Here is a 20976-nt window from a genome sequence, read left to right as displayed (position 1 = left end):
GATTCACTCCTTGATTTCGGAAACCCGGCGATTCCGGGGTGAAACGAAGATTAGGGCGACAGGCGTCTTTCGAGTAGGTCTGAAGATGTTGACGCATTGGCTTATCCATATTGACAATCGACGGCATGAGCTCCAACCCGCCACCGATCCTGGATGAACTGCGCGCCATGGCGATCTTTGCCACCGTCGTGCGCTGCGGCAGCTTTGCTGCCGGTGCGCGTGCGCTGGGCCTGACCCGCGCGGTCGTGAGCCACCACATCCGCAGCCTGGAGACCAAGCTCGGCGTGCCGCTCGCGCAGCGCAGCACGCGCAGCTTCAGCCTGACGCCCGCGGGCGACGCCTTCCGCGTGCACTGCGAGCGCCTGCTCGACGAGGCGCACGACGGCATCCGCGGCATGGAGCTGCTGCGCGCCGAACCACGCGGCGAGGTGCGCATCACCTGTTCGCATCACTTCGGCAACAAGCGGATCCTGCCGGCGCTGCTGGCCTTCCGCCGGCGCTATCCCGCGATCCGGCTTCACGTCGCGATGAACGACACCAACATCGACCTCGTGCAGCAAGGCATCGAACTGGCCGTGCGCGCCGGACCACTGGCGGATTCGGATCTGGTCGCGCGTCGTCTGGTGAGCGAACCGACGATGCTGTGCGCGTCGCCCGCTTACCTGCGGCGCCACCGCGCGCCGACGACGCTCGCGGACCTCGCAGTGCATCGCTGGGTGATCTATCCGCCCACGCAGCGATCGTTGATGGGCATCCACGATGGCCAGCCCGTCGAGATTCCGGTGCAGGGCGACATCGTGACCGACAGCGCAGCGTCGCGGCTGGCGTTCGTACTGGCCGGCGAAGGCATCGCACGGCTGCCGGCCTACGACGCTGCCGCACCGCTCGCTTCGGGCGAACTGATCCGGGTGCTGCCCGAACTGGAAACCGCGGCACTCGAGATCCACCTGGTCCACGGCAGGCGCATCGGGCCGAGCGCACGGCTGCTGAGGGACTTCCTGCTGGCGGCGATGGAGGGTCAGGACGGATAGCCGGCGCAGAGGCAGCATCTCCAACCCTTATGGCGAGGGTCAGAACTAATTATTGGACGCCATCCACCCTCGTTTCTACGATGAGCCTCATGTTCAGCTCTCGTGAAGAAACCGGTAGACACCATGCTTGAAGCGCCTCCGATGCACTCGTCCGGGCAGGACCCGGTGGCCATGCAGATCCGCTGGAACCGACTGGTTTCGATGATGGATGAAGCGGACATCTCCCTGCTGCACTCCGCGTTCTCCACCATCGTGAGCGACTCGCGCGACTACGCCGTCATCCTGCTGGACAGGCACGCGCGTTCGATCGCACAGGCCCAGATATGCGTGCCCGCATTCACCTGCTCGCTACCCGGTGCGGCCCGCACGATGCTCAAGCAGTTTCCACCGGAAACGCTGCAGCCTGGCGACGTGCTGTTCACCAATGACCCATGGCTCTGCCATGGGCACCTGCCCGACTTCCACGTGGTGAAGCCGATCTTCCACGACGGCCGCATCGTGGCGTACTACGCCGCGGCAGCGCACATCTCGGACATCGGCGGCAGGCTCGACGAACTCGTGGCACGCGACGTCTATGAAGAAGGCCTGCGCCTGCCACCTTGCAAGATCTACAAGGCGGGCCAGGCCAACGCGGACGTGATGGCCATCCTGGAGGCGAATACGCGCTATCCGCGGCTGGTCCTCGGCGACCTTGGCGCCATGATCGGCGCATCCGCCGTCGTGGAAGAGCGATGCGCCGAGTTCCTCACGGACTACGGCGCGGATGCCATCGACGAGACCGCCGAAGAGATCCTGCGCCGCTCGGAAGCCGGCATGCGCGAAGCGATCTCCGCGCTGCCCGACGGCGAATACGCCTTCGACCTCGAATGCGACGGCTACCTCCAGCCGACGCACATTGCACTCAAGCTGACAGTCCGGGGCGACACCATGTCGCTCGACTACACCGGCTCCAGTCCGCAGCGCGCGGACGCCTCGGTGAACTGCGTGCTCAACGTCACGCATGCACATTCGATCTTCGCCGCCAAATGCAGTCTCGTGCCGGACCTGCCGAACAACGAGGGGCTGTTCAGGCCGATCAGCACACATGCGCCGGAAGGCTCCATCCTCAACGCGCGGTTCCCGGCTCCGGTGCGAGGGCGCTCGATGACCAGCTACCACCTGCACCAGGCGATCTTCGGCGCGCTGAGTTCCGTGATTCCGAACCGCGTGCGTGCCGGAAGCGGTTCGTTCTGGTGGGTGTCCTGCTCGGGACGCGACGAGAGCGGCGAACCCTTCGCGTTGCACGTCCTGCCCAACGGCGGCACCGGGGCCGTGCTGGGGCACGACGGCCATTCGACGATGTCCTTCCCGGGCAACGGCACCATCACGCCGATCGAGATCATCGAGACCAAGGCCGGTGTTCTCGTCGAAGAACGGTCCTTCTGGGAAGACTCGGCCGGCGCAGGCGAATCGCGCGGCGGCCTGGGCCAGGTACTGCGCTTCCGCGCACATGCCGCGGGCGTGCGCATGACGCTGCGGCCCGACAAGGTGCGGGTGCCACCGCCCGGGCTGTGCGGCGGCAAGCCCGGCGCGCGCGGGCAGTTCCAGGTCGACGGCAAGGACATCCCCATCGAGCCGTTCTTCCTCCATCCCGGCCAGACGCTGACCCTCAAGCTGCCAGGCGGCGGCGGCTTCGGCGACCCTTCGCGGCGAGACAGGCAACTGCTCGAACGCGATGTGCGCCATGGCCTGGTGAGCAGACGCGCGGCACGCGAAGACTACGGCATGCGCGAGGACGTGGCCGAGGGCCTGCAGCCATGAGCGGCCACGCCAATGCGGTGCAGTCCTTGCGCCCTCCCCGCCGATACCGGCTCGGCTTCGACATCGGCGGTACCTTCACCGACTTCGTGCTGATCGACCGTTCGACCGGCGCACTCAAGCTCGCCAAGTGCCTCACGACGCCGCACGATCCCTCCGAGGGCGTGGCCCAGGGCCTGCAGGAACTGCTGCACGGCACCGGCATCACCGGTGCGGATCTCGAGATCGCCGTGCATGCGACCACGCTCATCACCAACTCGCTGATCGAGCGAAAGGGCTACCGCACCGCATTGCTGACGACCGCGGGCTTTCGCGACACGCTCGAGATGGGCACCGAGCTGCGGTACGACAACTACGACCTGTCGATGCAGATGCCGCGCCCGCTGGTCGAGCGGAACATGCGCTTCGACATCACGGAGCGCATGGACTCGTCCGGCGCGGTGGTTCGGGCACTGGATGAAGACCAGGTACGCGCCGTGGCAGGGGCGCTGCGCCAGGCGGGCGTGAAGGCCGTCGCGGTGGCGTTCCTGCATGCCTATCGCAACCCGGAGCATGAGCGCCGTACGGCAGCGATCCTGGCCGAGGAGCTTCCCGAGGCGGCCGTGAGTCTCTCGAGCGTCGTCTCCCCCGAGATCCGCGAATACGAGCGCACCAGCACCACGGTGGCGAACGCTTATGTGCAGCCGATCGTGCGCGACTATCTGGACAAGGCGATCCAGACGCTCGCTCGCCAGGGATACCGCCGGCCGCTGCACATGATGATTTCATCGGGCGGCGTGTCGGACAGCGAAACCGTCAAGAAGCTGCCGCTGCGCATGCTCGAGTCCGGCCCCAGCGCCGGCGTGCTGTCGGCGATCCACTTCGGCCGCCTGATGGGCCTGCCGGACCTGATCACCTTCGACATGGGCGGTACGACCGCCAAGATCGGCGTGGTACGCAAGCACGAGGCCCGCAAGTCGAACCTGTTCGAGGTCGGGCGCGTGGCGCGCTTCATGAAGGGCAGCGGCCTGCCGATCCGCATTCCGCACATCGAGCTGATCGAGATCGGCGCGGGCGGCGGAAGCATCGCCCACGTCGACCGGCTCGGTCTGCTGGCCGTCGGCCCGCAGAGCGTCGGCAGCGCGCCCGGGCCGGCGTGCTACGGACTGGGCGGGACGTTGCCGACGGTGACCGACGCCAACGTGGTGCTCGGTTATCTCAACCCAGGCTACTTTCTCGGCGGCGCAATGCCGCTGGATGCCGCCGCGGCGCAGACGGCACTCGAGCGATCGATCGGTGGGCGGCTCGGCCTGGATGCACAAGCCTGTGCGGCCGGTGTCTACGAAGTCGTCAACCAGAACATGATCGCGGCCAGCAAGGTCCATATCGCCGAGCGAGGCGAAGACCCGCGCAGCTTCTACCTCTTCTCGTTCGGCGGCGCGGGCCCCTCCCACGCCTATGAACTCGCGCGCGCCTTGCACATGAAAGGGGTCGTCGTTCCTCCCGGCGCAGGCGCGGCGTCGGCCACCGGGCTGGTGGCAAGCCCTGTCTCGTTCGACCTCGCGCAGAGCGTGTCGACGCGCCTGGCGCAAGCCGACTGGAGCCGCATCCGCGAGGTGTTCGATGACATGGAACGGGAAGGCCGCCGCATCCTGCAGGACGCCGGTGCCGAGGCGGCCGGCGTGCGCCGCTTCATGGACCTGCGCCACTACGGACAAGGCCGCGAAGTCACGGTGGAAGTCGATCCGGAACGATTCGCGCAAGCCGATCCGTCGGTCATTGCGGCACTGTTCTATGAAGCCCATTTCGAGCGCTACGGCCATGCACACCGGAACCTTCCGGTGGAGCTGGTCACCTGCCGCACGACAGTGACCGGGCCCGACATCGACATGCCCCTGCTGCAGCCACGGCAGACCGCAGCGAGCGATGCGTCCGCCCTCAAGGGCACGCGGCCCGTGTACTTCCCCGAGCTGAAGGCGTATGTGCAGACGCCGGTCTACGAACGCGCCCGGCTGGCGGCAGGCACGTCCTTTGCAGGTCCCGCCGTGATCGAGGAACGCGAATGCACCACCGTGGCCGGCCCCAGCGCCCGGGTACGCATCGACGAACTGGGTGCGATCTACCTCGAGCTTCGTCAGTTTCCATGCCCACCGGCGCAACGCGGGTGAGCCCATTCCAACCAACCTCCGAAATCCGACCCCATGAGCTTCCGTCGTTCTCAACCCATCCCCTGGCCCGGGCGCCTGTTCAAGTCCCTGGCTGCCGCCTGCATGCTCGTGCTCGCCGGTAGCGGCGCGCTGCTGCCGGCCAATGCAGCGGCGCAACAGGCGGGCACGCTGACGGTCGCACAGGGCTACGACCCCGTGTCGCTCTGGCCCAACGTCTCGACCTCGCAGGAGCAGATCAACGTCGGCAATGCGATCGTCGAGTCCCTGTACTGGAGCAGTCCCCGGACTGGCAAGGGCGAGCCGGTGCTCGCGACGGGCTACCAGATCGTCGACCCGAAGACCATACGGATCCACCTGCGCAAGGGTGTGAGCTTCTCCAATGGCGAGCCCTTCAACGCCGATGCAGCGCTCTTCACCTTCAAGATATTCACGGACGTGAAGATCACGCCGGCCTATGGCCGCTATGCCGAGCCGATCGAGAGCGTGACGAAGGAGGACGACTACACCATCGTCATGCACCTCAAGCACCCCTATCCGGCGATGGAGATGCTGCTCGGGCAGATCTACATGGTTCCACCGGCCTATTGGCAATCCGTCGGTGGCGCCGAAGGATTCGGCCGCAAGCCCATCGGCACCGGTCCCTTCATGCTGACGGAATGGGTGCGCGACAGCCGCATCGTGATGGACGCCAATCCGAAGTACTGGGGCGCAGCGCCGAAGGGGATCAAGCGCCTGGTCTGGCGCCCGATCCCGGACGACACGGCACGCGCGTCAGGGCTGCTGGCCGGCGAATTCGACATCGCAGTGAACATCCCGATCTCCGCGTCCGGGCCGATCAAATCGGGCAAGGACGTCGCCCTCGTCAGCACCCCGAGCTTCCGCATCTTCACGGTCGATCTGTCGAACCTGCCCGAGCATCCGGGTCCGTTGCAGGACAAGCGTGTGCGCCAGGCCATGAACTATGCGATCGACAAGCAGGGCCTGATCGACGGACTCTTCGAGGGGCAAGGCCGGCTTCTCAGTGGCCAGGTGCTGCGCAAGGAACAGCCGGGTTTCGATCCGGCCGTGAAGGACTATCCCTATGACCCCAAGAAGGCACGTGCGCTGCTTGCCGAGGCGGGCTTTCCGAATGGCCTGGACATCGCCTTCAAGTTTCCGGTGGGCCGCTATGCGCAGGACAAGGAGGTCGCAGAAGCGATCGCGGGGATGCTCGCCGATGTGGGCGTGCGGGCCAAGATGGTGTCGCTGGAGGCCGGCGAATTCCTGCGCCAGCTGAGCGCACGCGAGCTGCAGCCCATGGGTTATGTCGGCCTGGCGCCAGCGGACGACCCGGACCCGCAGATGGCCCAGTACCGCTCCAACTGGCGTTACTCGTATGTATCCAACAAGACCCTGGACGGCCTCATCGATGCGGGCGCCCGCGAGATGGATCCGGCCAAGCGCGCGCAGATCTACCAGCAGGCCGGCCGCCTGATGAACGACGAAGCGTCGGTGATCTTCCTGTTCCAGGCGGTCGACCTGTATGGCGTCAACAAGCGCGTCAAGGGCTTCGTGCCCCGCGGCGACCAGCGCTGGGTTCTGCAAGGGGTTTCGAAGGACTGAAGGACGACTGGCGCCATGCAAGGCGCCAGCCCGTCCCGACTGCGACTGCGACTGACACACGATGACCCGATATTTCCTGCGGCGGCTTCTGTACACCATCCCCTCGCTGGCCGGCGTTCTGGTGGCCTGCTTCTTCCTGACCCGCTTGAGCGGAGACCCGACCGAACTCTTCCTGCCCATCGATGCATCGGCCGAAGCGCGGCAGAGCTTCCGGCAGGCCAACGGCCTCGATCGTCCGCTGCCGGCGCAGTTCCTCGCTTTCGCCGAGAAGGCGGTGCAGGGTGACTTCGGCAAGTCCCTGCGCTTCAGCGAACCTGCGGTCAGCCTGTTGGTGGAACGCCTCGGCGCCACGATCGAGCTCGCGCTGGCCACACTGGCGATATCGGTCCTCATCGGGATTCCGGCCGGCATCGCGGCGGCGTATTACCGCAACAGCCCTGTCGATGCGGTGGTTCGCCTGTTCGCCGCATTGGGGCAAGCGGTGCCGACGTTCTATTGGGGCGTGCTGTCCATCCTCATCTTCGCGGTCTGGCTGCGCTGGCTTCCCACCGGCGGCAGTGGCGGCCTGCTCAACCTGATCCTGCCCGCGACCACGCTGGCATCCACGCTCATCGCGCTGATCGCCCGCGTCATGCGGTCGTCGATGCTGGACGTGGTCCGCAAGGACTACGTGCGCACGGCCCGCGCCAAGGGTCTCGCCGAGTTCCCGGTGGTGATGCGCCACATCGTGCGCAATGCGTTGATCCCGGTCGTCACCGTGATCGCGCTCCAGTTCGGCGTACTCATGGGCGGCGTCATCGTCACCGAGACCATCTTCTCCTGGCCGGGCGTGGGGCGTCTCGCCATCCAGGCGATCTATGCCCGCGACTACCCCGTCGTACAGGCCGTGGTCTTCTTCTTCGCGGTGGTGTTCGTGCTTGTGAACCTGCTGGCCGACCTGCTGCAGGCGGCACTCGACCCGCGCGTGAGCCACGCTTCATGAGCGCCGTGCCAACCGTCCGGCCCGCGTCGCCACCGCGGAAGAACCGCTCCCGAGTCCTGGCCTCGCTGCGCGGCCCCGCGGCCATCCTGAGCCTGTTCGTCGTGCTGCTGATCTTGCTGTGTGCCATCGCACCTGGCCTGTTGTCGCCGCACGATCCTTTTCAGCAGGCGCTCGGCCGCAGGCTTTGGGCACCGGCTTGGTTGCGCGAATCGCAGGGCTACCTTCTCGGCACCGACCAGCTCGGGCGCGACATCCTGTCGCGGATGATCCACGGCACGCGCGTGACCGTGATCGTCAGCGGCCTCGCCGTGCTGCTCGCCGGCGTGATCGGCACGGCGGTCGGCATGGTGGCTGGCTACAACGGCAGATGGATCGACGCCCTCGTGCTGCGACTGATCGACATGCAGCTGGCGTTCCCGGTGGTCCTGCTGGTGATCGCCGTCGTGTCGGTCGTCGGCTCGTCCATCACGTCGCTCATCCTGGTGATGGGGCTGTCGGGCTGGCCGCAGTTCGCTCGCATCGTGCGCTCCGCCGTGGTGTCGGTGCGCGACCTGGAATACGTCGAGGCCGCGCGTGCCATCGGTGCGTCGCCACTGCGCATCGTGCTTCGCCACATCGGACCCAACGTGCTGTCGGCCACCATCGTCTTCGCTACCTTCGAGTTCTCCCGCATGATCCTCATCGAGGCCACGCTGAGCTTCCTCGGCCTGGGCGTCCAGCCGCCGACACCGACCTGGGGCGGCATGATCAGCGAGGGCCAGAAGTACATCAACCAATCCTGGGCCGCATCGGTCTTCCCAGGCCTGGCGATCGCCGCCGCCATCCTGGCGATCAACACGCTCGGCGACGTCCTGCGCGATGCGCTCGATCCGCAGCTCGCCGGAGGGTCGTCGCGATGAAATACCGGCCTGTCGACGTGGAGGCTGGACACCCGATCCATGCCGATCCGGGCGAGATCATTCTGGAACTCCGAGGCCTGCGCACATCCTTCCAGGCTGGCGGCACCAGGACCGTCGTGGTCGACGGCGTCGACCTCGCGTTGCGCCGCGGCAAGACACTTTGCGTGGTGGGCGAAAGCGGCTGTGGCAAGTCGATGCTGTCGCTGTCCATCATGGGCTTGCTGCCGCCGTCGGGCAGGGCCGAGGGCTCCATCCTGTTCGACGGCACCGAACTGGTCGGCATGCCCTCGCCTGCGATGCGCCGCATCCGGGGCCGCCGGATCGCGATGATCTTTCAGGAGCCGATGACCAGCCTGAATCCAGTGCTGACGATCGGCTTCCAGATCGTCGAGGCCTTGCGCGCGCATCACGCCGGTCTGTCGGCTGCCGACCTGCAGGAGCGCGCAGTGGCGGTACTCGAGCAGGTGCGCATGCCCGCCGCCGCACAGCGCTTCGGCGAGTACCCGCACCAGCTGTCCGGCGGCATGCGACAGCGCGCGATGATCGCGATGGCGCTGGCCTGCAGTCCCGACGTGCTCATCGCCGACGAACCCACGACCGCGCTGGACGTCACCGTGCAGGCCGAGATCATGGAACTGATGCGCGATCTCCAGCGCCAGACGGGCATGTCCATCGTCCTGATCACCCACGACCTCGGCGTCGTCGCGGAGATGGCCGACGACGTCGCCGTGATGTATGCGGGCCGGATCGTCGAGAAGGCCTCATGCCGATCGCTCTTCGATGACCCCCAGCACCCGTACACCCTGGGGCTGCTGGGAAGCATTCCGCGCCTGGAGAGCGACGCCACACGGCTGCTGGCCATCGAAGGTTCGGTGCCGCTTCCATTCGAGATGCCCGCGGGATGCCGCTTTCATCCGCGCTGCGTATTCGCCGAAGCCGGCTGCACGCAGCAGCGGCCCGCGTTGCGGGAGATTGCCTTCCACCATCACGTCGCCTGCCGACTTGCCCCGCTCGAGGAGATTCAGCCGTGACACCGGTCCTGCAGGTCAACGACCTGTCCAAGCATTACGTGATGTCGCGCGCAACGGCGGGCCGGAACAAGGTCCTTCGCGCGGTCGATGGCGTGTCGTTCTCGGTCGAACGCGGCGAGACGCTTGCACTGGTCGGAGAGAGCGGCTGCGGCAAGTCGACCACCGCCCGACTGGCCATGCGCCTGCTGGAAGCCACCAGCGGCAACGTGGCATTCGAAGGCGTCGATATCGGCACCTTGTCAGCCAAGGCCATGCGCCAGTTGCGGCGGCGCATGCAGATCATCTTTCAGGACCCGTTCGCATCGCTCAACCCGCGCATGACCATCGGCCAGACGCTCGAAGAGCCCTTGATCGTGCACGGCATGCGCTCCGCGCCCGAGCGCCAGTCCCGCGTGAACAAGGTGCTGCTGCAGGTCGGTCTCTCGGGCTATCACGCCGGCCGATATCCGCACGAGTTCTCGGGCGGCCAGCGCCAGCGCGTCGGCATTGCCAGGGCGTTGATGCTGTCGCCTTCATTGATCGTCTGCGATGAACCGGTTTCCGCGCTGGATGTCTCCATCCAGGCGCAAGTCATCAATCTGTTGCAGGATCTCCAGAGGGATCTGGCGCTGTCCTACCTGTTCATCTCGCACGACCTTGCTGTGGTCAAGCACATCGCCACACGGGTGGCCGTCATGTACCTCGGGAAGATCGTCGAGATCGGGCCGAAGCCGCAGTTCTTCTCTGGGCCCCGGCACCCCTATTCCAAGGTCCTGCTCGGCGCCATTCCGAGGCCCGATCCCGGCCAGCGACGCGAGCCGCAAGCTGTCGCCGGTGAAATACCCAGCGCCATGAATGTGCCGACCGGCTGCCGGTTCCACACGCGCTGCGCTTTCGCGCTCGAGCGCTGCCGGAACGAAGAACCTGCACTGCTGCGTGCGGCGCCCGACTGGTTCGTCGCCTGCCACCGCGCCGACGAACTGGACGCGCAAGTACCGGCTGCGCAGGCCCCCAACCGCATGTCCCCGGCGGCGCAGCGCCGCCTCGCCCTGTATGCATCGCGCCGCGACGCCGCATCGCACTCTCCCACCCCCTGAGAAACCAACCATGACCCTGTCCGCATCTCCCACCACCGGCCCGCTCGTCATCGACGGCCTGAACTGCGCAGAACTCACCCGCGCCCAGATACTTCGCACGCTCGCCGGCGGTGTCTCGGCGATGAACTACACCGTGCTTCGCCCACCGGCGGGCCTGGAGGCCGCGCTCCTGCAGATCGCCGCCGCACAACGCACCATCGCCGCGATGTCGGACATCGCGACCGTGGTGACCACCGTTGCCGAGATCGAGCAGGCGCATGCGGACGGCAGGTTCGGCATCATCCTCGGCGCGCAGAATTCCGTGATGGTCGAAACGGACGTTCGTCTGCTGGAGACCTTCCGCGCGCTCGGCCTGCGCATCCTGCAGCCCACCTACAACGAACAGAACGCATTCGGCTACGGCGCGCCCTTCACAGGGGACGAAGACCGGGGCATGACGGAGCGAGGCCGCGAGTGGCTCTGCGCCATGGAAGAACTCGGCCTGCTGGTCGACCTGTCCCATTGCGGCCACAGGACCAGCGCCGACTACATCGCCGCAGCACGCAAACCCCTGGTCTTCAGCCATGCGAATGCCTATGCGCTGTGCCCCAGTCCGCGCAACAAGCCCGATGCCTTGATCCGCGCGATCGCGGCGAACGGCGGCCTCATCGGCGCACTGACCTGGTCCCCCGTCGTACGCTTCGATGCGCGCCCGACGCTCGACGACTTTGCGAACCACATCCTGCACCTGGTGAACATCGGCGGCATCGACCACGTCGGCTTTGCCAGCGACCTGCCCGAAGGCCGCGAAGACGATGCCGCCGAATGGGAAGCTCTGTGGGGCCGCACCGGCAAGTACCCCAAGGTGACGAGCGTGATGGGTGAGTGGTATCGCCACGGGGATCACATGATGCTGGGCATGGAAAGCATGTCCAAGACGTCGCAGGTCTGGGACAAGCTCAAGGCGCGCGGACTCGGCGAGAACGACCTGGACAAGCTGATGTCAGGCAACTGGATGCGCGTACTGAAGGACGTCTGGAAGGACTGACAACGGCACGGGCTGCTCGCGCGCTGGCTCGACTTTTGCGTGCTTTCTCGATCCGCATGATTCGCAACGCGAGGAAAGTCCGCCGATGTGCCAACTCAAGGAATTCCGCCTTTTTGTCGCAGCATACGAAGAAGGATCGTTCTCGGGTGCAGCGCGCCGCGAGAACGCAACGCAGCCAGGCGTGTCGCAGCACATACAGAAGCTCGAAGGCCTGCTCAAGGTCAAGCTGTTCCACAGGACCGCGAAGGCGATTGTCGCCACACAGGCCGGGGAAGCCTATTACCTGCACTGCCTCGAACTGCTGCGGATCCACGAGAGCGCCAGCCGCAACATGCAACGCTTTCGGGGCCTGGGCCAGGACGAGATCACGCTGGGCGTCACGCCGTGGATGGCAAAGAACGTCCTGACGCCGGCATTGCTGTCGTTCATGGAACTCCATACCGACGTGGCCGTGCGGGTCGTCGAGACCAACAGTCCGGGTGTGCGCAATGGCGTTCGGCGCGGCGAGTTCACGCTGGGGCTGGTGCTTGGCGATGACGAAGGCCCCGCAGTTCGCCCTGTCGTCGACACGCCCACCGTACTGGCCTGGTCTTCCCGCCGTGGCAATCGCTTCGAGAACCTCCAGGGTCCGTTGAAGCTGGTTCTGCCGGGACGCGAGACCCGATGGCGCGCTTGCATCGACGACTACCTCACGCGCCAAAACATGCGGGTTGCCCGCAGCATGGACCTGTCTTCGACGCCTTCGATGATCCAGCTCATCAGCACCTCCGACTGGGTGGCGATCCTGCCTGCGTTCGTGGTTGCGGTGGATCACGACTGCGAAAAGCTGGCGTCCATGCCATTGCCGGACGGACCGCATTTCAGCGTCATCTTTCTGCATCCGGATCGTCCACTCTCGGAAGCAGCCATCGCGTTCGAGCAGATGCTGTCGGACGAGATAGTGCGCCTGCAGAACGACAAGGTCCGCCTCTTCCAGGCCGGCCTTGGACCGTTCAGTGCGCCGCTTCCGCATCGGGAACCGAGGCTGCACCTGAAGTCCGATTCGCTTCCCGATCGTCGAGATACGATGCGCATCGCTGAAAGGTGATGCATGAGAACACTCAAGATCATGGCGCACATCTCGCTGGACGGCGTCATCCAGACTTCCGGCGAGGATGGTTTTCCTTACGCGGACTGGACCGCGCCCTACCGAACGCCCGCCGGCCGGGATGAGTTGCTCGCCGCACAGGGCGGACGCTTCGACCTGCTGCTCGGACGTCGCACCTACGACATGTGGTCGGGCTTCTGGCCCGACGCGCCAAGCAGTCCGATGGCGGACTGCCTGAATACGGCGACCAAGTATGTCGTGACGCATCGTCCGGACGGCCTTGGATGGGGCCCGTTCGAACGCCTGGGACCAGACTTCGTCGAAGACATCCGCCGCCTCAAATTGCAGGCTGGCCCGAACCTGATTCTCTGGGGCAGCTCCACGCTGACCTCGATCCTCTTCGCGCACGGGCTTGCGGATGAAGTCGTGCTGGTGGTCTATCCGGTCCTGCTTGGCGCCGGAAAGCGCTTCTTCGCCGATGGCGCCCCGCCGCGCGCTTTGGAACTCATCACCACGAAGGCGATGGCGTCCGGCATCACCCTGAATGCATACAGCGTCGCCGGGCCTTTGAAGTCCGGTTGATCGGACTTCGCGCGCATCGACGTTGCAGGCCGCAAGCCTGGTCAATGCCGCGTGACACAGCGCTCGTCAAACCGCAAGGATCATTCAGTACCTCGGGCCCACCGGCAACGCATCACATTGGCCCCCAGCATTCGTTGGGAATGCGCCCGACGCGACCGGTTGATCACGAAGCGTCGACCGCCGCCTTCTTCCGTGTCCTTGGCGGCTGCTTGCTCTTCTGATCGACCGACTTGACCTTTGCCGCCTCCCCCGCACGCGCCGAGAGCATGTGTTGGCTCTCCGTGGTGCATACAGCAATTCCACGGGCCAGTTGCTTGCTCACCGAAATATAGGCATGGCCAATCCGGCTGTCGAAATACGCGCAATCACCGGGCGCAAGGCGAATGACCTCTCCGGTCTCGAAGTGGACTTCGCCGATGCCACTCAATTGATAGACGAACTCCTCGCCTTCATGGCGCTCGTAGTCTTCGGGGCCGTTGATCTTCCGCGCGTGGACGGTTCCCAGCATCGGGATCATCTGCTTGCCCACGGCCTGTGTGCCCAGAAACTTGTACGTCGTTGCGAGGCCCTTGTAGTTGGCGCCTTCACCCGCACGCGTGACGACCGGATGAATCAGCGACGCGGTCTTCGGTGAGCCGTCCCCAAACATCGATCCCAGATCGAGCTGCAGAACGCGTCCGAGTGTCGTGAACTTCTCGTAGCTGAGTACCAACTGTCCACGTTCCGCCCGAGAAATCGTGGTGGTGGAAATGCCGGACAACTGCGCGAGCTCCGCCAGCGACCAGCCGAACTGCTTCCTCGCGTTCAGCAAGCGCTTGCCCAGTGCCAGCCGATCGCGCGCCACGGCCTCGTCCGAATCGTTCTTCGCTTGTGGAGCCTTCACTCTTTTCGTCTCTTCACATTCAGGACCGCCATTCTGCCAGTCATGCAGGCGGACATGGGATTTGGAGCCTTCGAATCGCCCGTAGCACGTTGCGTATGCGCCATCTTTTATCGAGCGTGAACGATGAACTTCGTGGGTTCTCCTGGCGTCTGGTGGCTCAGACTCATCACGAATCCGCTACGAGACCTGTAGCTTGCTCGCACCCTCATTGTTCCTCTCAGTGCACCATCGATTGGAGAGTGCATCCTGAGGAATCTTCTGGCATGTTCGTTGCGTATACGAAATTGCGGATGCGCAACAAAATCAACACATCGATGAATAACCTGAGTAGACTTCGGATATGACGTTGCGTAAACGCAATGAACGCCACATTGCATCTTTCCGCAGAGAGCACCCCAATTCAGTTCAACCCATGCACCAAGATGGCAGAAATCTTTGACTATGTGATCGTCGGCGGTGGCATCGCCGCCGCATCGATCGGCTACTTTCTTGCGCCCCATGCGAAGGTCGCGATTCTCGAGCGCGAGGAACAGCCCGGCTATCACTCGACCGGGCGATCTGCGGCCTTGTTCATGGAAGGCTATGGAACGCCACAGGTGCGCGCGCTCACCAGGGCCAGCCGCGCCTTCCTGGAAGCACCTCCGGCAGGCTTCTCGGACTATCCTTTGCTTTCAACGCGTGGTGCGCTGGGAGTGGCGTCGCCTGGCCAGGAGGCGATGCTGTCGTCGATCTATCAATCATTGCGGGCAACGACGCCTGGTTTGCGGCTGCTCGACAAGTCCGAGATCCTGGCCATGGTCCCGGTGCTGCGCCCGGAGCTCACAGCGGGCGGCTTCTTCGATTCCACTGCCGCAGACATGGATGTCCATGCCATACATCAAGGCTTCCTTCGAGGAATGCGACGCGCCGGAAGCCGGATCTACTGTGATGCGGAGGTGTTGTCCCTTCGCCATGCGCACGGTCTCTGGACTGCCGTCACAGCCACCGGCACATACCAGGCGCCTGTGGTCATCAATGCAGCCGGCGCCTGGGCCGACGTGGTCGCGCGCCTGGCCGGTGTCATGCCCATCGGCCTCGAGCCACGCAGGCGATCCGCATTCATCTTTTCGCCGCCGGCCGAACTCGACACCACCCATTGGCCCATGGTCAGCGGACTGTCCCATGACTGGTATTTCAAGCCGGATGCGGGAATGCTCCTGGGCTCCCCCGCCAACGAGGATCCAGTGGAACCGCAGGACGTCCAGCCCGAGGAGTTCGACGTCGCGATGGGAATCCACCGCATCGAAGAGATGACCACGATGAACGTTCGACGCCCGACGAGAACCTGGGCTGGACTTCGCTCATTCGTTGCGGACGGCGACCTGGTCGGGGGCTTCGATGTCGAGGCTCCCGGATTCTTCTGGCTTGCGGCGCAAGGCGGCTACGGCATACAGACCTGCAGTGCCATGGGCGAAGCATGCGCGGCACTGGCCCGCGGCCTGCCATTGCCGGAACGCTTTCAGGAGTTCGGGCTGGACGCGGCAATGCTCAGTCCGGCGCGGTTGTCATCGACAGCCGCCAGCGCCTGAGTCAGGCCTCACACAGTCTCACCAACAGATCTAACCAGGTGCAATCCAATGCGAGTCTTCAGCGGATCCCTTTTCACGGAAACGAATACCTTCGGCCCGATGCCCACAGGCCTCGCGTCATTCAAGGAGCGCGGCTACTACCCGGCCGGCCAGCACCCTGACCACCTGACGCAGTTCTCCGGGCCGCTGTGGGCCGCTCGACAACGTGGGCAGCCACTCGGCTGGGATCTGGTGGAAGGCATGGCCGCTGCGGCACAGCCCAGTGGAACGACGACACGCCACGCCTACGAGACGCTGCGTGATGAATTGCTTGCCGACCTGCAACGCGCCCTCCCCGTCGACATGGTGCTCCTCGGGCTGCACGGTGCGATGGTGGCGGACGGCTACGACGACTGCGAAGGCGACTTGCTCCAAAGGGTGCGTGCGATGGTGGGGCCCGACGTGGTGGTCGGCGCCGAATTGGATCCGCACAACCATCTGACGGAAACAATGACCGAGAACGCGGACCTTCTGGTTGCCTTCAAGATGTATCCCCATACCGATGTTCTCGAAAGAGGACTGGAACTCGTCGATCTCTGCGCGGCAATGGTCGAGAAGAAGATAAAGCCGGTTGCCGCCGTGGTCGATTGCCACATGATCGTGGCCGTCCACTCTTCGCGCGACCCCGCGGCCACGTTCATCAAGCGCCTTCAGTCGCTCGAAGGCAAGGACGGCGTGCTGTCGATCTCGATCACACACGGATTCCCCTGGGGCGACGTGCCCGACATGGGCACCCGGATGCTCGTCTATACCGATCGCGATCCGGTGCAAGCCAGGGCATTGGCGCGCCAGTTGGCGGATGAATTGATCGGCCTGCGTGACCAGCTCACCATTCACCATCCCGGCATCGATGCGTCGCTGGACGAGGCCCTGGGGTTCACCGGCTCGCCAGTCGTCCTGGCGGACGGCGCAGACAACGCAGGCGGCGGTGCGGCGAGCGACTCGACCTTCATTCTGGGTCGCATGGTCGAGCGCGGAATCACGAACGCAGCGGTCGGCCCGCTGTGGGATCCCGTTGCAGTCCGCATCGCGTTCGAAGCGGGCGAAGGTGCACGATTGCCACTGAGGATCGGCGGAAAGATCAGCACCCTTTCCGGCGCCCCGCTCGACCTGCCCTGCGTCGTCAAGGCACTTCGTCCGGCCATGATCATGACGGGCCTGGGCAACACGCCGGTCGCCTTGGGCGATTGCGCCTTGGTCGAGTCGAACGGAATCGACATCGTGCTCGTCACCATCCGCAACCAGGGCATCGACACCGATCTCTTCACCCGGTTGGGCTGCGCCGTCGCCGACAAGAAGATCGTGGTGGTGAAGTCCTCGCAGCACTTCCAGGCATCGTTTTCCAAGGTCGCCAAGAAGATCATCTACGTGGGCGCTCCCGGCGCCTTGACCACCGACTTTGCAAGCCTTCCGTATCAGAAGCGGCCTCATCCGATCTGGCCACTGGACGGCACATCCGCATGACCTCTCTTCCACGTCGACGCCACTCCCAGGAGATCCAACGATGAAACGCCCCCTTCTCTCGATCGCGGCAGCGCTTCTTGCGCTTGTCTCGGTCGCCGCCCTTCCAACGGCGAATGCGCAGGTCAAGACACTCAAGATGGTCGCGCGCGCCGATCTGAAGATCCTGGACCCGACCTTCACCACGGCCTACATCACGCGCAATTTCGGCTACATGGTGTACGACACCTTGTTTGCCCAGGATGCCGAAGGCAAGCCCCAGCCCCAGATGGTGGACAAATACGTGACGTCCAAGGACGGAAAGGAATGGAGCTTCACCCTTCGAGCCAACCTCAAGTTCTCGGACGGCACACCGGTCACTGCAGCGGACGCCGTGGCGTCGCTGCAGCGCTGGGCCGCCCGCGATGCCCTGGGGCGCGCCATGACGGCCTCGGGCGGGGTGTGGAAGACCGTCGACGCAAAGACCTTCACGCTGACGCTTTCCGAACCGTTCGGCATGGTGCTCGAGGGGCTGAGCAAGCCCTCCAGTTTTCCGGCGATCGTTCTTCCTGAACGACTGGCCAAGTCGCCGACGACGTCGCCGCTGAGCGAGGTTGTCGGCTCGGGTCCCTTCATCTTCAAGCGCGATGAATGGGTCCCGGGAAACAAGGTCGTCTTTCTTCGAAACCCCTATTACGTGTCTCGGTCCGAAGCCCCCAGCGGCCTGGCGGGGAGCAAGAAGAGCAACTTCGACCGCGTCGAGTGGCTGTATCTGCCGGACGCCAACAGTGCCGTCGCCGCTCTCAAGGCCGGAGAAGTCGATCTGATCGAGGAACTGCCGCCGGACTACATCCTTCCGCTGCGCATGGACAAGACGATGAAGGTGGGCCGCAACGGTACTGCCCAGGCCCTGCTCGTCCTCAATCACCTTTATCCACCCTTCAACAACCCGAAGGTCCGGCAGGCGGTGCTGCATGCGGTGAATCAGGAGCGGTTCACTGCGGCGATGGGCTATCCGCTCGACATGCGGGTGACGTATTGCGGATCCTTCTTCGTCTGCGGCCGCGCTGGCGAAACGACGGCCGGCTCGGAGGCATTCCGCACCACCGATGTGGCGAAAGCCAAGGCGCTGCTGGCGGAGTCGGGCTACAAGGGCGAGAAGGTCGTCCTCCTCGTGCCAACGGACATCACGTACATGAACGCAGAGGCGTTGATGGCTGCACAGACGATGCGCAACATCGGCTTGAACGTGGACATGCAGAACATGGACTGGGCCACGGTCTCGGCGCGGCGCGCCAAGCGGGATGCACCCGAGGCCGGCGGCTGGAGCATGTACGTGACCACGGCGGGCGAGTTCGACGTCGATACCCCGATGGGCGCGCTCGGCACCGCTTGCGGAGGCAGCATGCCCGGCTGGGCGTGCGACAAGCCGCTCGACGAGCTTCGCACGGCATGGCTCAAGGAAACCGCCCCTGCCAAGCGGAAGGAAGCGCTGGACGCCTTCCAGCGGCGTGCCTTTGAGACTGTCCCGTACATCAGCGCGGGCCAGTTCTCCGGAGCCTATGCCGGACGAGCGAACCTCAAGGGCCTCGACAAGATGTGGGGTGCCATTCCGATCCTCTGGGCGCTCGACCGATAGACGCAGAGGCAACGAACCGTGGGCTACATTCTTCGGCGTCTCCTGGCGACGCTTCCCGTGATGGCGGTAGTGGCCGTCGTCGTCTTCCTGCTGATCCACCTGTCGCCTGGCGACCCTGCAGCACTGATCGCAGGTGATCTCGCCACCGGCGAGGACATCGACAAGCTACGCGTTGCGCTCGGCCTGGACCAGCCTCTGTGGCAACAGTTTCTGATCTGGCTGGGGCGACTGGCTGCAGGCGACCTGGGGACGTCCATCTTCACGCAGGTCCCCGTCACCGAACTGCTGAGCCAACGCCTGGAACCAACGGCCTCCATCGCATTGGTCACGATGCTGCTCGCGCTGGTGACCGCGGTGCCCCTCGGCACATTGGCGGCCTTTCGGGCCGGCAGCTGGATCGATCGGCTCGTGATGCTGTTTTCCGTGCTGGCGTTCTCCGTGCCGGTCTTCATGATCGGCTATCTGCTCGTCCACGCATTTGCCATCGAGCTTTCATGGTTTCCGGTCCAGGGCTATGCACGGCTTGGTGACGGCGCAGGTGCGTGGCTGCGCAGCCTGGTGCTGCCTTGCGTCAACCTGGCACTGGTCTACATCGCGCTGGTGACACGAATGACCCGCGCCACCGTGCTCGAAGTGCTGCAGGAGGACTACATCCGCACCGCGCGGGCCAAGGGCCTGGGCGTGTTGCCGGTGCTCATCCATGCGCTGCGCAACGCGGCCATCCCGATCGCAACCACGATCGGTGTCGGCATCGCGCTGCTGATCGGCGGTGTCGTTGTCACGGAGACCGTCTTTGCCATTCCCGGCGTTGGCCGCCTGGTCATTGATTCGGTGCAGCGCCACGACTACCCCGTGATCCAGAGCGTCCTTCTTCTGTCGGCTGGCGTGTACGTACTGATCAATCTATTGATCGACCTGAGCTACCGCCTGTTCGATCCTCGAGTCAGTCTATGACTCACCCTCAGGCTTCGCGCACGTCGTGTCGCCTTCGCCAACCCCGTTCCAGGGGGCAACACCAGCGGCCCGGCAAAGCCGGTTCCGCGGTGTTCACGATGAAGAAACCATGTCCACTCTGAATCCAACCTTGGTCGACGACATTCCCTTCGTCCCGCCGCGCTTGCGCTTCCTGCGCAAGCACCCGACGCTGATCGCCGGCGCACTGCTGCTGCTCGCGGTGGCCGCGCTGTCCATCGGTGCACCGTGGATCGCCACGCACGACCCGCAGGACATGGACGTGCTCGCCCGCATGCAGCCGCCATCGGCCGAGCACTGGTTCGGCACCGACGCGCTCGGGCGCGACGTGTTCAGCCGCGCCGTCTGGGGCGGCCAGGTGTCGATGGTCGTCGGCCTGTCGGTGGGCATCCTGGCCACCGTGCTCGGTGTGCTGCTGGGCCTGTTCGCCGGCTTCGTGCGCTGGGCCGACGGCTTCGTGATGCGCGTCATGGACGGCCTCATGGCGATCCCCGGCATCCTGCTGGCCATCGCATTGATGGCCGTCACCCGCGCCAGCCTGACGACCGTGATCGTCGCCATCACCATCCCCGAGATACCGCGCGTGGTGCGGCTGGTGCGCTCGCTGTCGCTGACCCTGCGCGAGCAGCTCTATGTCGAAGCGGCGCACGCGGTCGGCACCCGGCTGCCGGTGATCCTCGCGCGCCACGTGCTGCCCAACATGGTGGCGCCGCTGATCGTGCAGGCCACCTTCGTCGCGGCCGCCGCGGTGCTGACCGAGGCGGCGCTGTCCTTCCTGGGCGTGGGCGTGCCGGCACAGACGCCGAGCTGGGGCAACATGATGGCCGAGGGCCGCAACTTCGTGGCCGTGGCCTTCCACATCATCCTGTACCCCGGCCTGCTGCTGGCGGCCACGGTGCTGGCGATCAACCTGCTGGGCGACGGGCTGCGCGATGCGCTGGACCCGCGTCTGGCTCGGCAACTCTGATGCGGGCACCACGATGAAACCGATGTCCCCCATGTCGCGCGCGGCCCTGCCGACCGGCGAGCCGCTGCTCGAGGTCGACGACCTGCGCACCCACTTCGACACCATGACCGGCCCCGCGCGTTCGGTCGACGGCGTCAGCTACACCGTGCGCGCCGGCCAGACGCTGGGCGTGGTCGGCGAGTCCGGCTGCGGCAAGAGCGTCACCGC

At 65.2% G+C, this 20976-nt stretch carries 18 protein-coding genes; 17 read left to right on the top strand and 1 reads right to left on the bottom strand.

Annotation, left to right across the window (positions count from 1 at the left end):
- Positions 1 to 125 precede the first annotated feature (125 nt).
- From AC07PZ_RS00090 to AC07PZ_RS00040, 11 genes are all read left to right on the top strand, one after another.
- Complete coding sequence (locus AC07PZ_RS00090; protein WP_495292961.1) at positions 126 to 1031, top strand: LysR family transcriptional regulator; 906 nt, start codon at positions 126 to 128, stop codon at positions 1029 to 1031.
- 123 nt (positions 1032 to 1154) lie between these two features.
- Entirely contained in the window at positions 1155 to 2831 is a 1677-nt protein-coding gene (locus AC07PZ_RS00085) for a hydantoinase B/oxoprolinase family protein (RefSeq protein WP_495292960.1), read from the top strand.
- Complete coding sequence (locus tag AC07PZ_RS00080; protein ID WP_495292959.1) at positions 2828 to 4975, top strand: hydantoinase/oxoprolinase family protein; 2148 nt, start codon at positions 2828 to 2830, stop codon at positions 4973 to 4975. Before AC07PZ_RS00085 ends, AC07PZ_RS00080 begins: the two co-directional genes overlap by 4 nt.
- 33 nt (positions 4976 to 5008) lie before the next feature.
- The gene (locus tag AC07PZ_RS00075) at positions 5009 to 6577 is read left to right on the top strand and encodes an ABC transporter substrate-binding protein (protein ID WP_495292958.1); all 1569 of its coding nucleotides are present in this window, start codon (positions 5009 to 5011) and stop codon (positions 6575 to 6577) included.
- A 61-nt stretch (positions 6578 to 6638) separates the two neighbouring features.
- Positions 6639 to 7559, top strand: coding sequence for an ABC transporter permease (locus tag AC07PZ_RS00070; RefSeq protein ID WP_495292957.1), 921 nt, complete (start codon positions 6639 to 6641; stop codon positions 7557 to 7559).
- On the top strand, positions 7556 to 8458 hold the full coding sequence (locus AC07PZ_RS00065) for an ABC transporter permease (protein ID WP_495292956.1): 903 nt from the start codon (positions 7556 to 7558) through the stop codon (positions 8456 to 8458). The genes AC07PZ_RS00070 and AC07PZ_RS00065 overlap by 4 nt, the downstream gene beginning before the upstream one ends.
- Positions 8455 to 9489, top strand: a complete 1035-nt coding sequence (locus AC07PZ_RS00060) for an ABC transporter ATP-binding protein (protein ID WP_495292955.1) — start codon at positions 8455 to 8457, stop codon at positions 9487 to 9489. The genes AC07PZ_RS00065 and AC07PZ_RS00060 overlap by 4 nt, the downstream gene beginning before the upstream one ends.
- Positions 9486 to 10565: an ABC transporter ATP-binding protein gene (locus AC07PZ_RS00055; protein WP_495292954.1), complete on the top strand. Its 1080-nt coding sequence runs from the start codon at positions 9486 to 9488 to the stop codon at positions 10563 to 10565. The genes AC07PZ_RS00060 and AC07PZ_RS00055 overlap by 4 nt, the downstream gene beginning before the upstream one ends.
- 10 nt (positions 10566 to 10575) lie before the next feature.
- On the top strand, positions 10576 to 11592 hold the full coding sequence (locus AC07PZ_RS00050) for a dipeptidase (RefSeq protein WP_495292953.1): 1017 nt from the start codon (positions 10576 to 10578) through the stop codon (positions 11590 to 11592).
- Positions 11593 to 11677: 85 nt separating this feature from the next.
- The gene (locus AC07PZ_RS00045; RefSeq protein ID WP_495292952.1) at positions 11678 to 12679 is read left to right on the top strand and encodes a LysR family transcriptional regulator; all 1002 of its coding nucleotides are present in this window, start codon (positions 11678 to 11680) and stop codon (positions 12677 to 12679) included.
- A gap of 3 nt (positions 12680 to 12682) precedes the next feature.
- Positions 12683 to 13261 carry a dihydrofolate reductase family protein gene (locus AC07PZ_RS00040; protein ID WP_495292951.1) on the top strand — a complete coding sequence of 193 codons (579 nt, stop codon included), beginning with the start codon at positions 12683 to 12685 and terminating at the stop codon, positions 13259 to 13261.
- 163 nt (positions 13262 to 13424) lie between these two features.
- Here AC07PZ_RS00040 and AC07PZ_RS00035 read toward each other — a convergent pair whose 3' ends face one another.
- Positions 13425 to 14144, bottom strand: a complete 720-nt coding sequence (locus tag AC07PZ_RS00035) for a helix-turn-helix domain-containing protein (RefSeq protein ID WP_495292950.1) — start codon at positions 14142 to 14144, stop codon at positions 13425 to 13427.
- A gap of 422 nt (positions 14145 to 14566) precedes the next feature.
- Here AC07PZ_RS00035 and AC07PZ_RS00030 point away from each other — a divergent pair, with 422 nt between their 5' ends.
- The 6 genes from AC07PZ_RS00030 to AC07PZ_RS00005 all read left to right on the top strand — a co-directional run.
- A complete protein-coding gene (locus AC07PZ_RS00030; RefSeq protein WP_495293926.1) occupies positions 14567 to 15712 on the top strand; it encodes an NAD(P)/FAD-dependent oxidoreductase in 1146 nt (381 codons plus the stop codon).
- A gap of 48 nt (positions 15713 to 15760) precedes the next feature.
- Complete coding sequence (locus AC07PZ_RS00025; RefSeq protein WP_495292949.1) at positions 15761 to 17215, top strand: M81 family metallopeptidase; 1455 nt, start codon at positions 15761 to 15763, stop codon at positions 17213 to 17215.
- Between the two features lie 40 nt (positions 17216 to 17255).
- Complete coding sequence (locus tag AC07PZ_RS00020; RefSeq protein ID WP_495292948.1) at positions 17256 to 18830, top strand: ABC transporter substrate-binding protein; 1575 nt, start codon at positions 17256 to 17258, stop codon at positions 18828 to 18830.
- An 18-nt stretch (positions 18831 to 18848) separates the two neighbouring features.
- Positions 18849 to 19784, top strand: coding sequence for an ABC transporter permease (locus AC07PZ_RS00015; RefSeq protein WP_495292947.1), 936 nt, complete (start codon positions 18849 to 18851; stop codon positions 19782 to 19784).
- A 109-nt stretch (positions 19785 to 19893) separates the two neighbouring features.
- On the top strand, positions 19894 to 20769 hold the full coding sequence (locus AC07PZ_RS00010; protein ID WP_495292946.1) for an ABC transporter permease: 876 nt from the start codon (positions 19894 to 19896) through the stop codon (positions 20767 to 20769).
- Between the two features lie 22 nt (positions 20770 to 20791).
- Positions 20792 to 20976, top strand: a 185-nt coding sequence (locus AC07PZ_RS00005) for an ATP-binding cassette domain-containing protein (RefSeq protein WP_495293925.1), incomplete at its 3' end; no start/stop codon positions are given.

The organism is Variovorax sp. GW821-FHT10B04, assembly GCF_059415645.1.
The sequence above is the reverse complement of the archived record's forward strand: the minus strand, read 5'-3'. Positions and strand labels throughout refer to the sequence as shown.

Excerpts from the sequence above, each read along its gene's own strand:
- AC07PZ_RS00065 (WP_495292956.1), top strand. The coding sequence starts at position 7,556 with ATGAGCGCCGTGCCAACCGTCCGGCCCGCGTCGCCACCGCGGAAGAAC.
- AC07PZ_RS00080 (WP_495292959.1), top strand. The coding sequence starts at position 2,828 with ATGAGCGGCCACGCCAATGCGGTGCAGTCCTTGCGCCCTCCCCGCCGA.
- AC07PZ_RS00030 (WP_495293926.1), top strand. The coding sequence starts at position 14,567 with ATGGCAGAAATCTTTGACTATGTGATCGTCGGCGGTGGCATCGCCGCC.
- AC07PZ_RS00025 (WP_495292949.1), top strand. The coding sequence starts at position 15,761 with ATGCGAGTCTTCAGCGGATCCCTTTTCACGGAAACGAATACCTTCGGC.
- AC07PZ_RS00090 (WP_495292961.1), top strand. The coding sequence starts at position 126 with ATGAGCTCCAACCCGCCACCGATCCTGGATGAACTGCGCGCCATGGCG.
- AC07PZ_RS00070 (WP_495292957.1), top strand. The coding sequence starts at position 6,639 with ATGACCCGATATTTCCTGCGGCGGCTTCTGTACACCATCCCCTCGCTG.
- AC07PZ_RS00020 (WP_495292948.1), top strand. The coding sequence starts at position 17,256 with ATGAAACGCCCCCTTCTCTCGATCGCGGCAGCGCTTCTTGCGCTTGTC.
- AC07PZ_RS00010 (WP_495292946.1), top strand. The coding sequence starts at position 19,894 with ATGTCCACTCTGAATCCAACCTTGGTCGACGACATTCCCTTCGTCCCG.
- AC07PZ_RS00085 (WP_495292960.1), top strand. The coding sequence starts at position 1,155 with ATGCTTGAAGCGCCTCCGATGCACTCGTCCGGGCAGGACCCGGTGGCC.
- AC07PZ_RS00060 (WP_495292955.1), top strand. The coding sequence starts at position 8,455 with ATGAAATACCGGCCTGTCGACGTGGAGGCTGGACACCCGATCCATGCC.
- AC07PZ_RS00050 (WP_495292953.1), top strand. The coding sequence starts at position 10,576 with ATGACCCTGTCCGCATCTCCCACCACCGGCCCGCTCGTCATCGACGGC.
- AC07PZ_RS00040 (WP_495292951.1), top strand. The coding sequence starts at position 12,683 with ATGAGAACACTCAAGATCATGGCGCACATCTCGCTGGACGGCGTCATC.
- AC07PZ_RS00045 (WP_495292952.1), top strand. The coding sequence starts at position 11,678 with ATGTGCCAACTCAAGGAATTCCGCCTTTTTGTCGCAGCATACGAAGAA.
- AC07PZ_RS00075 (WP_495292958.1), top strand. The coding sequence starts at position 5,009 with ATGAGCTTCCGTCGTTCTCAACCCATCCCCTGGCCCGGGCGCCTGTTC.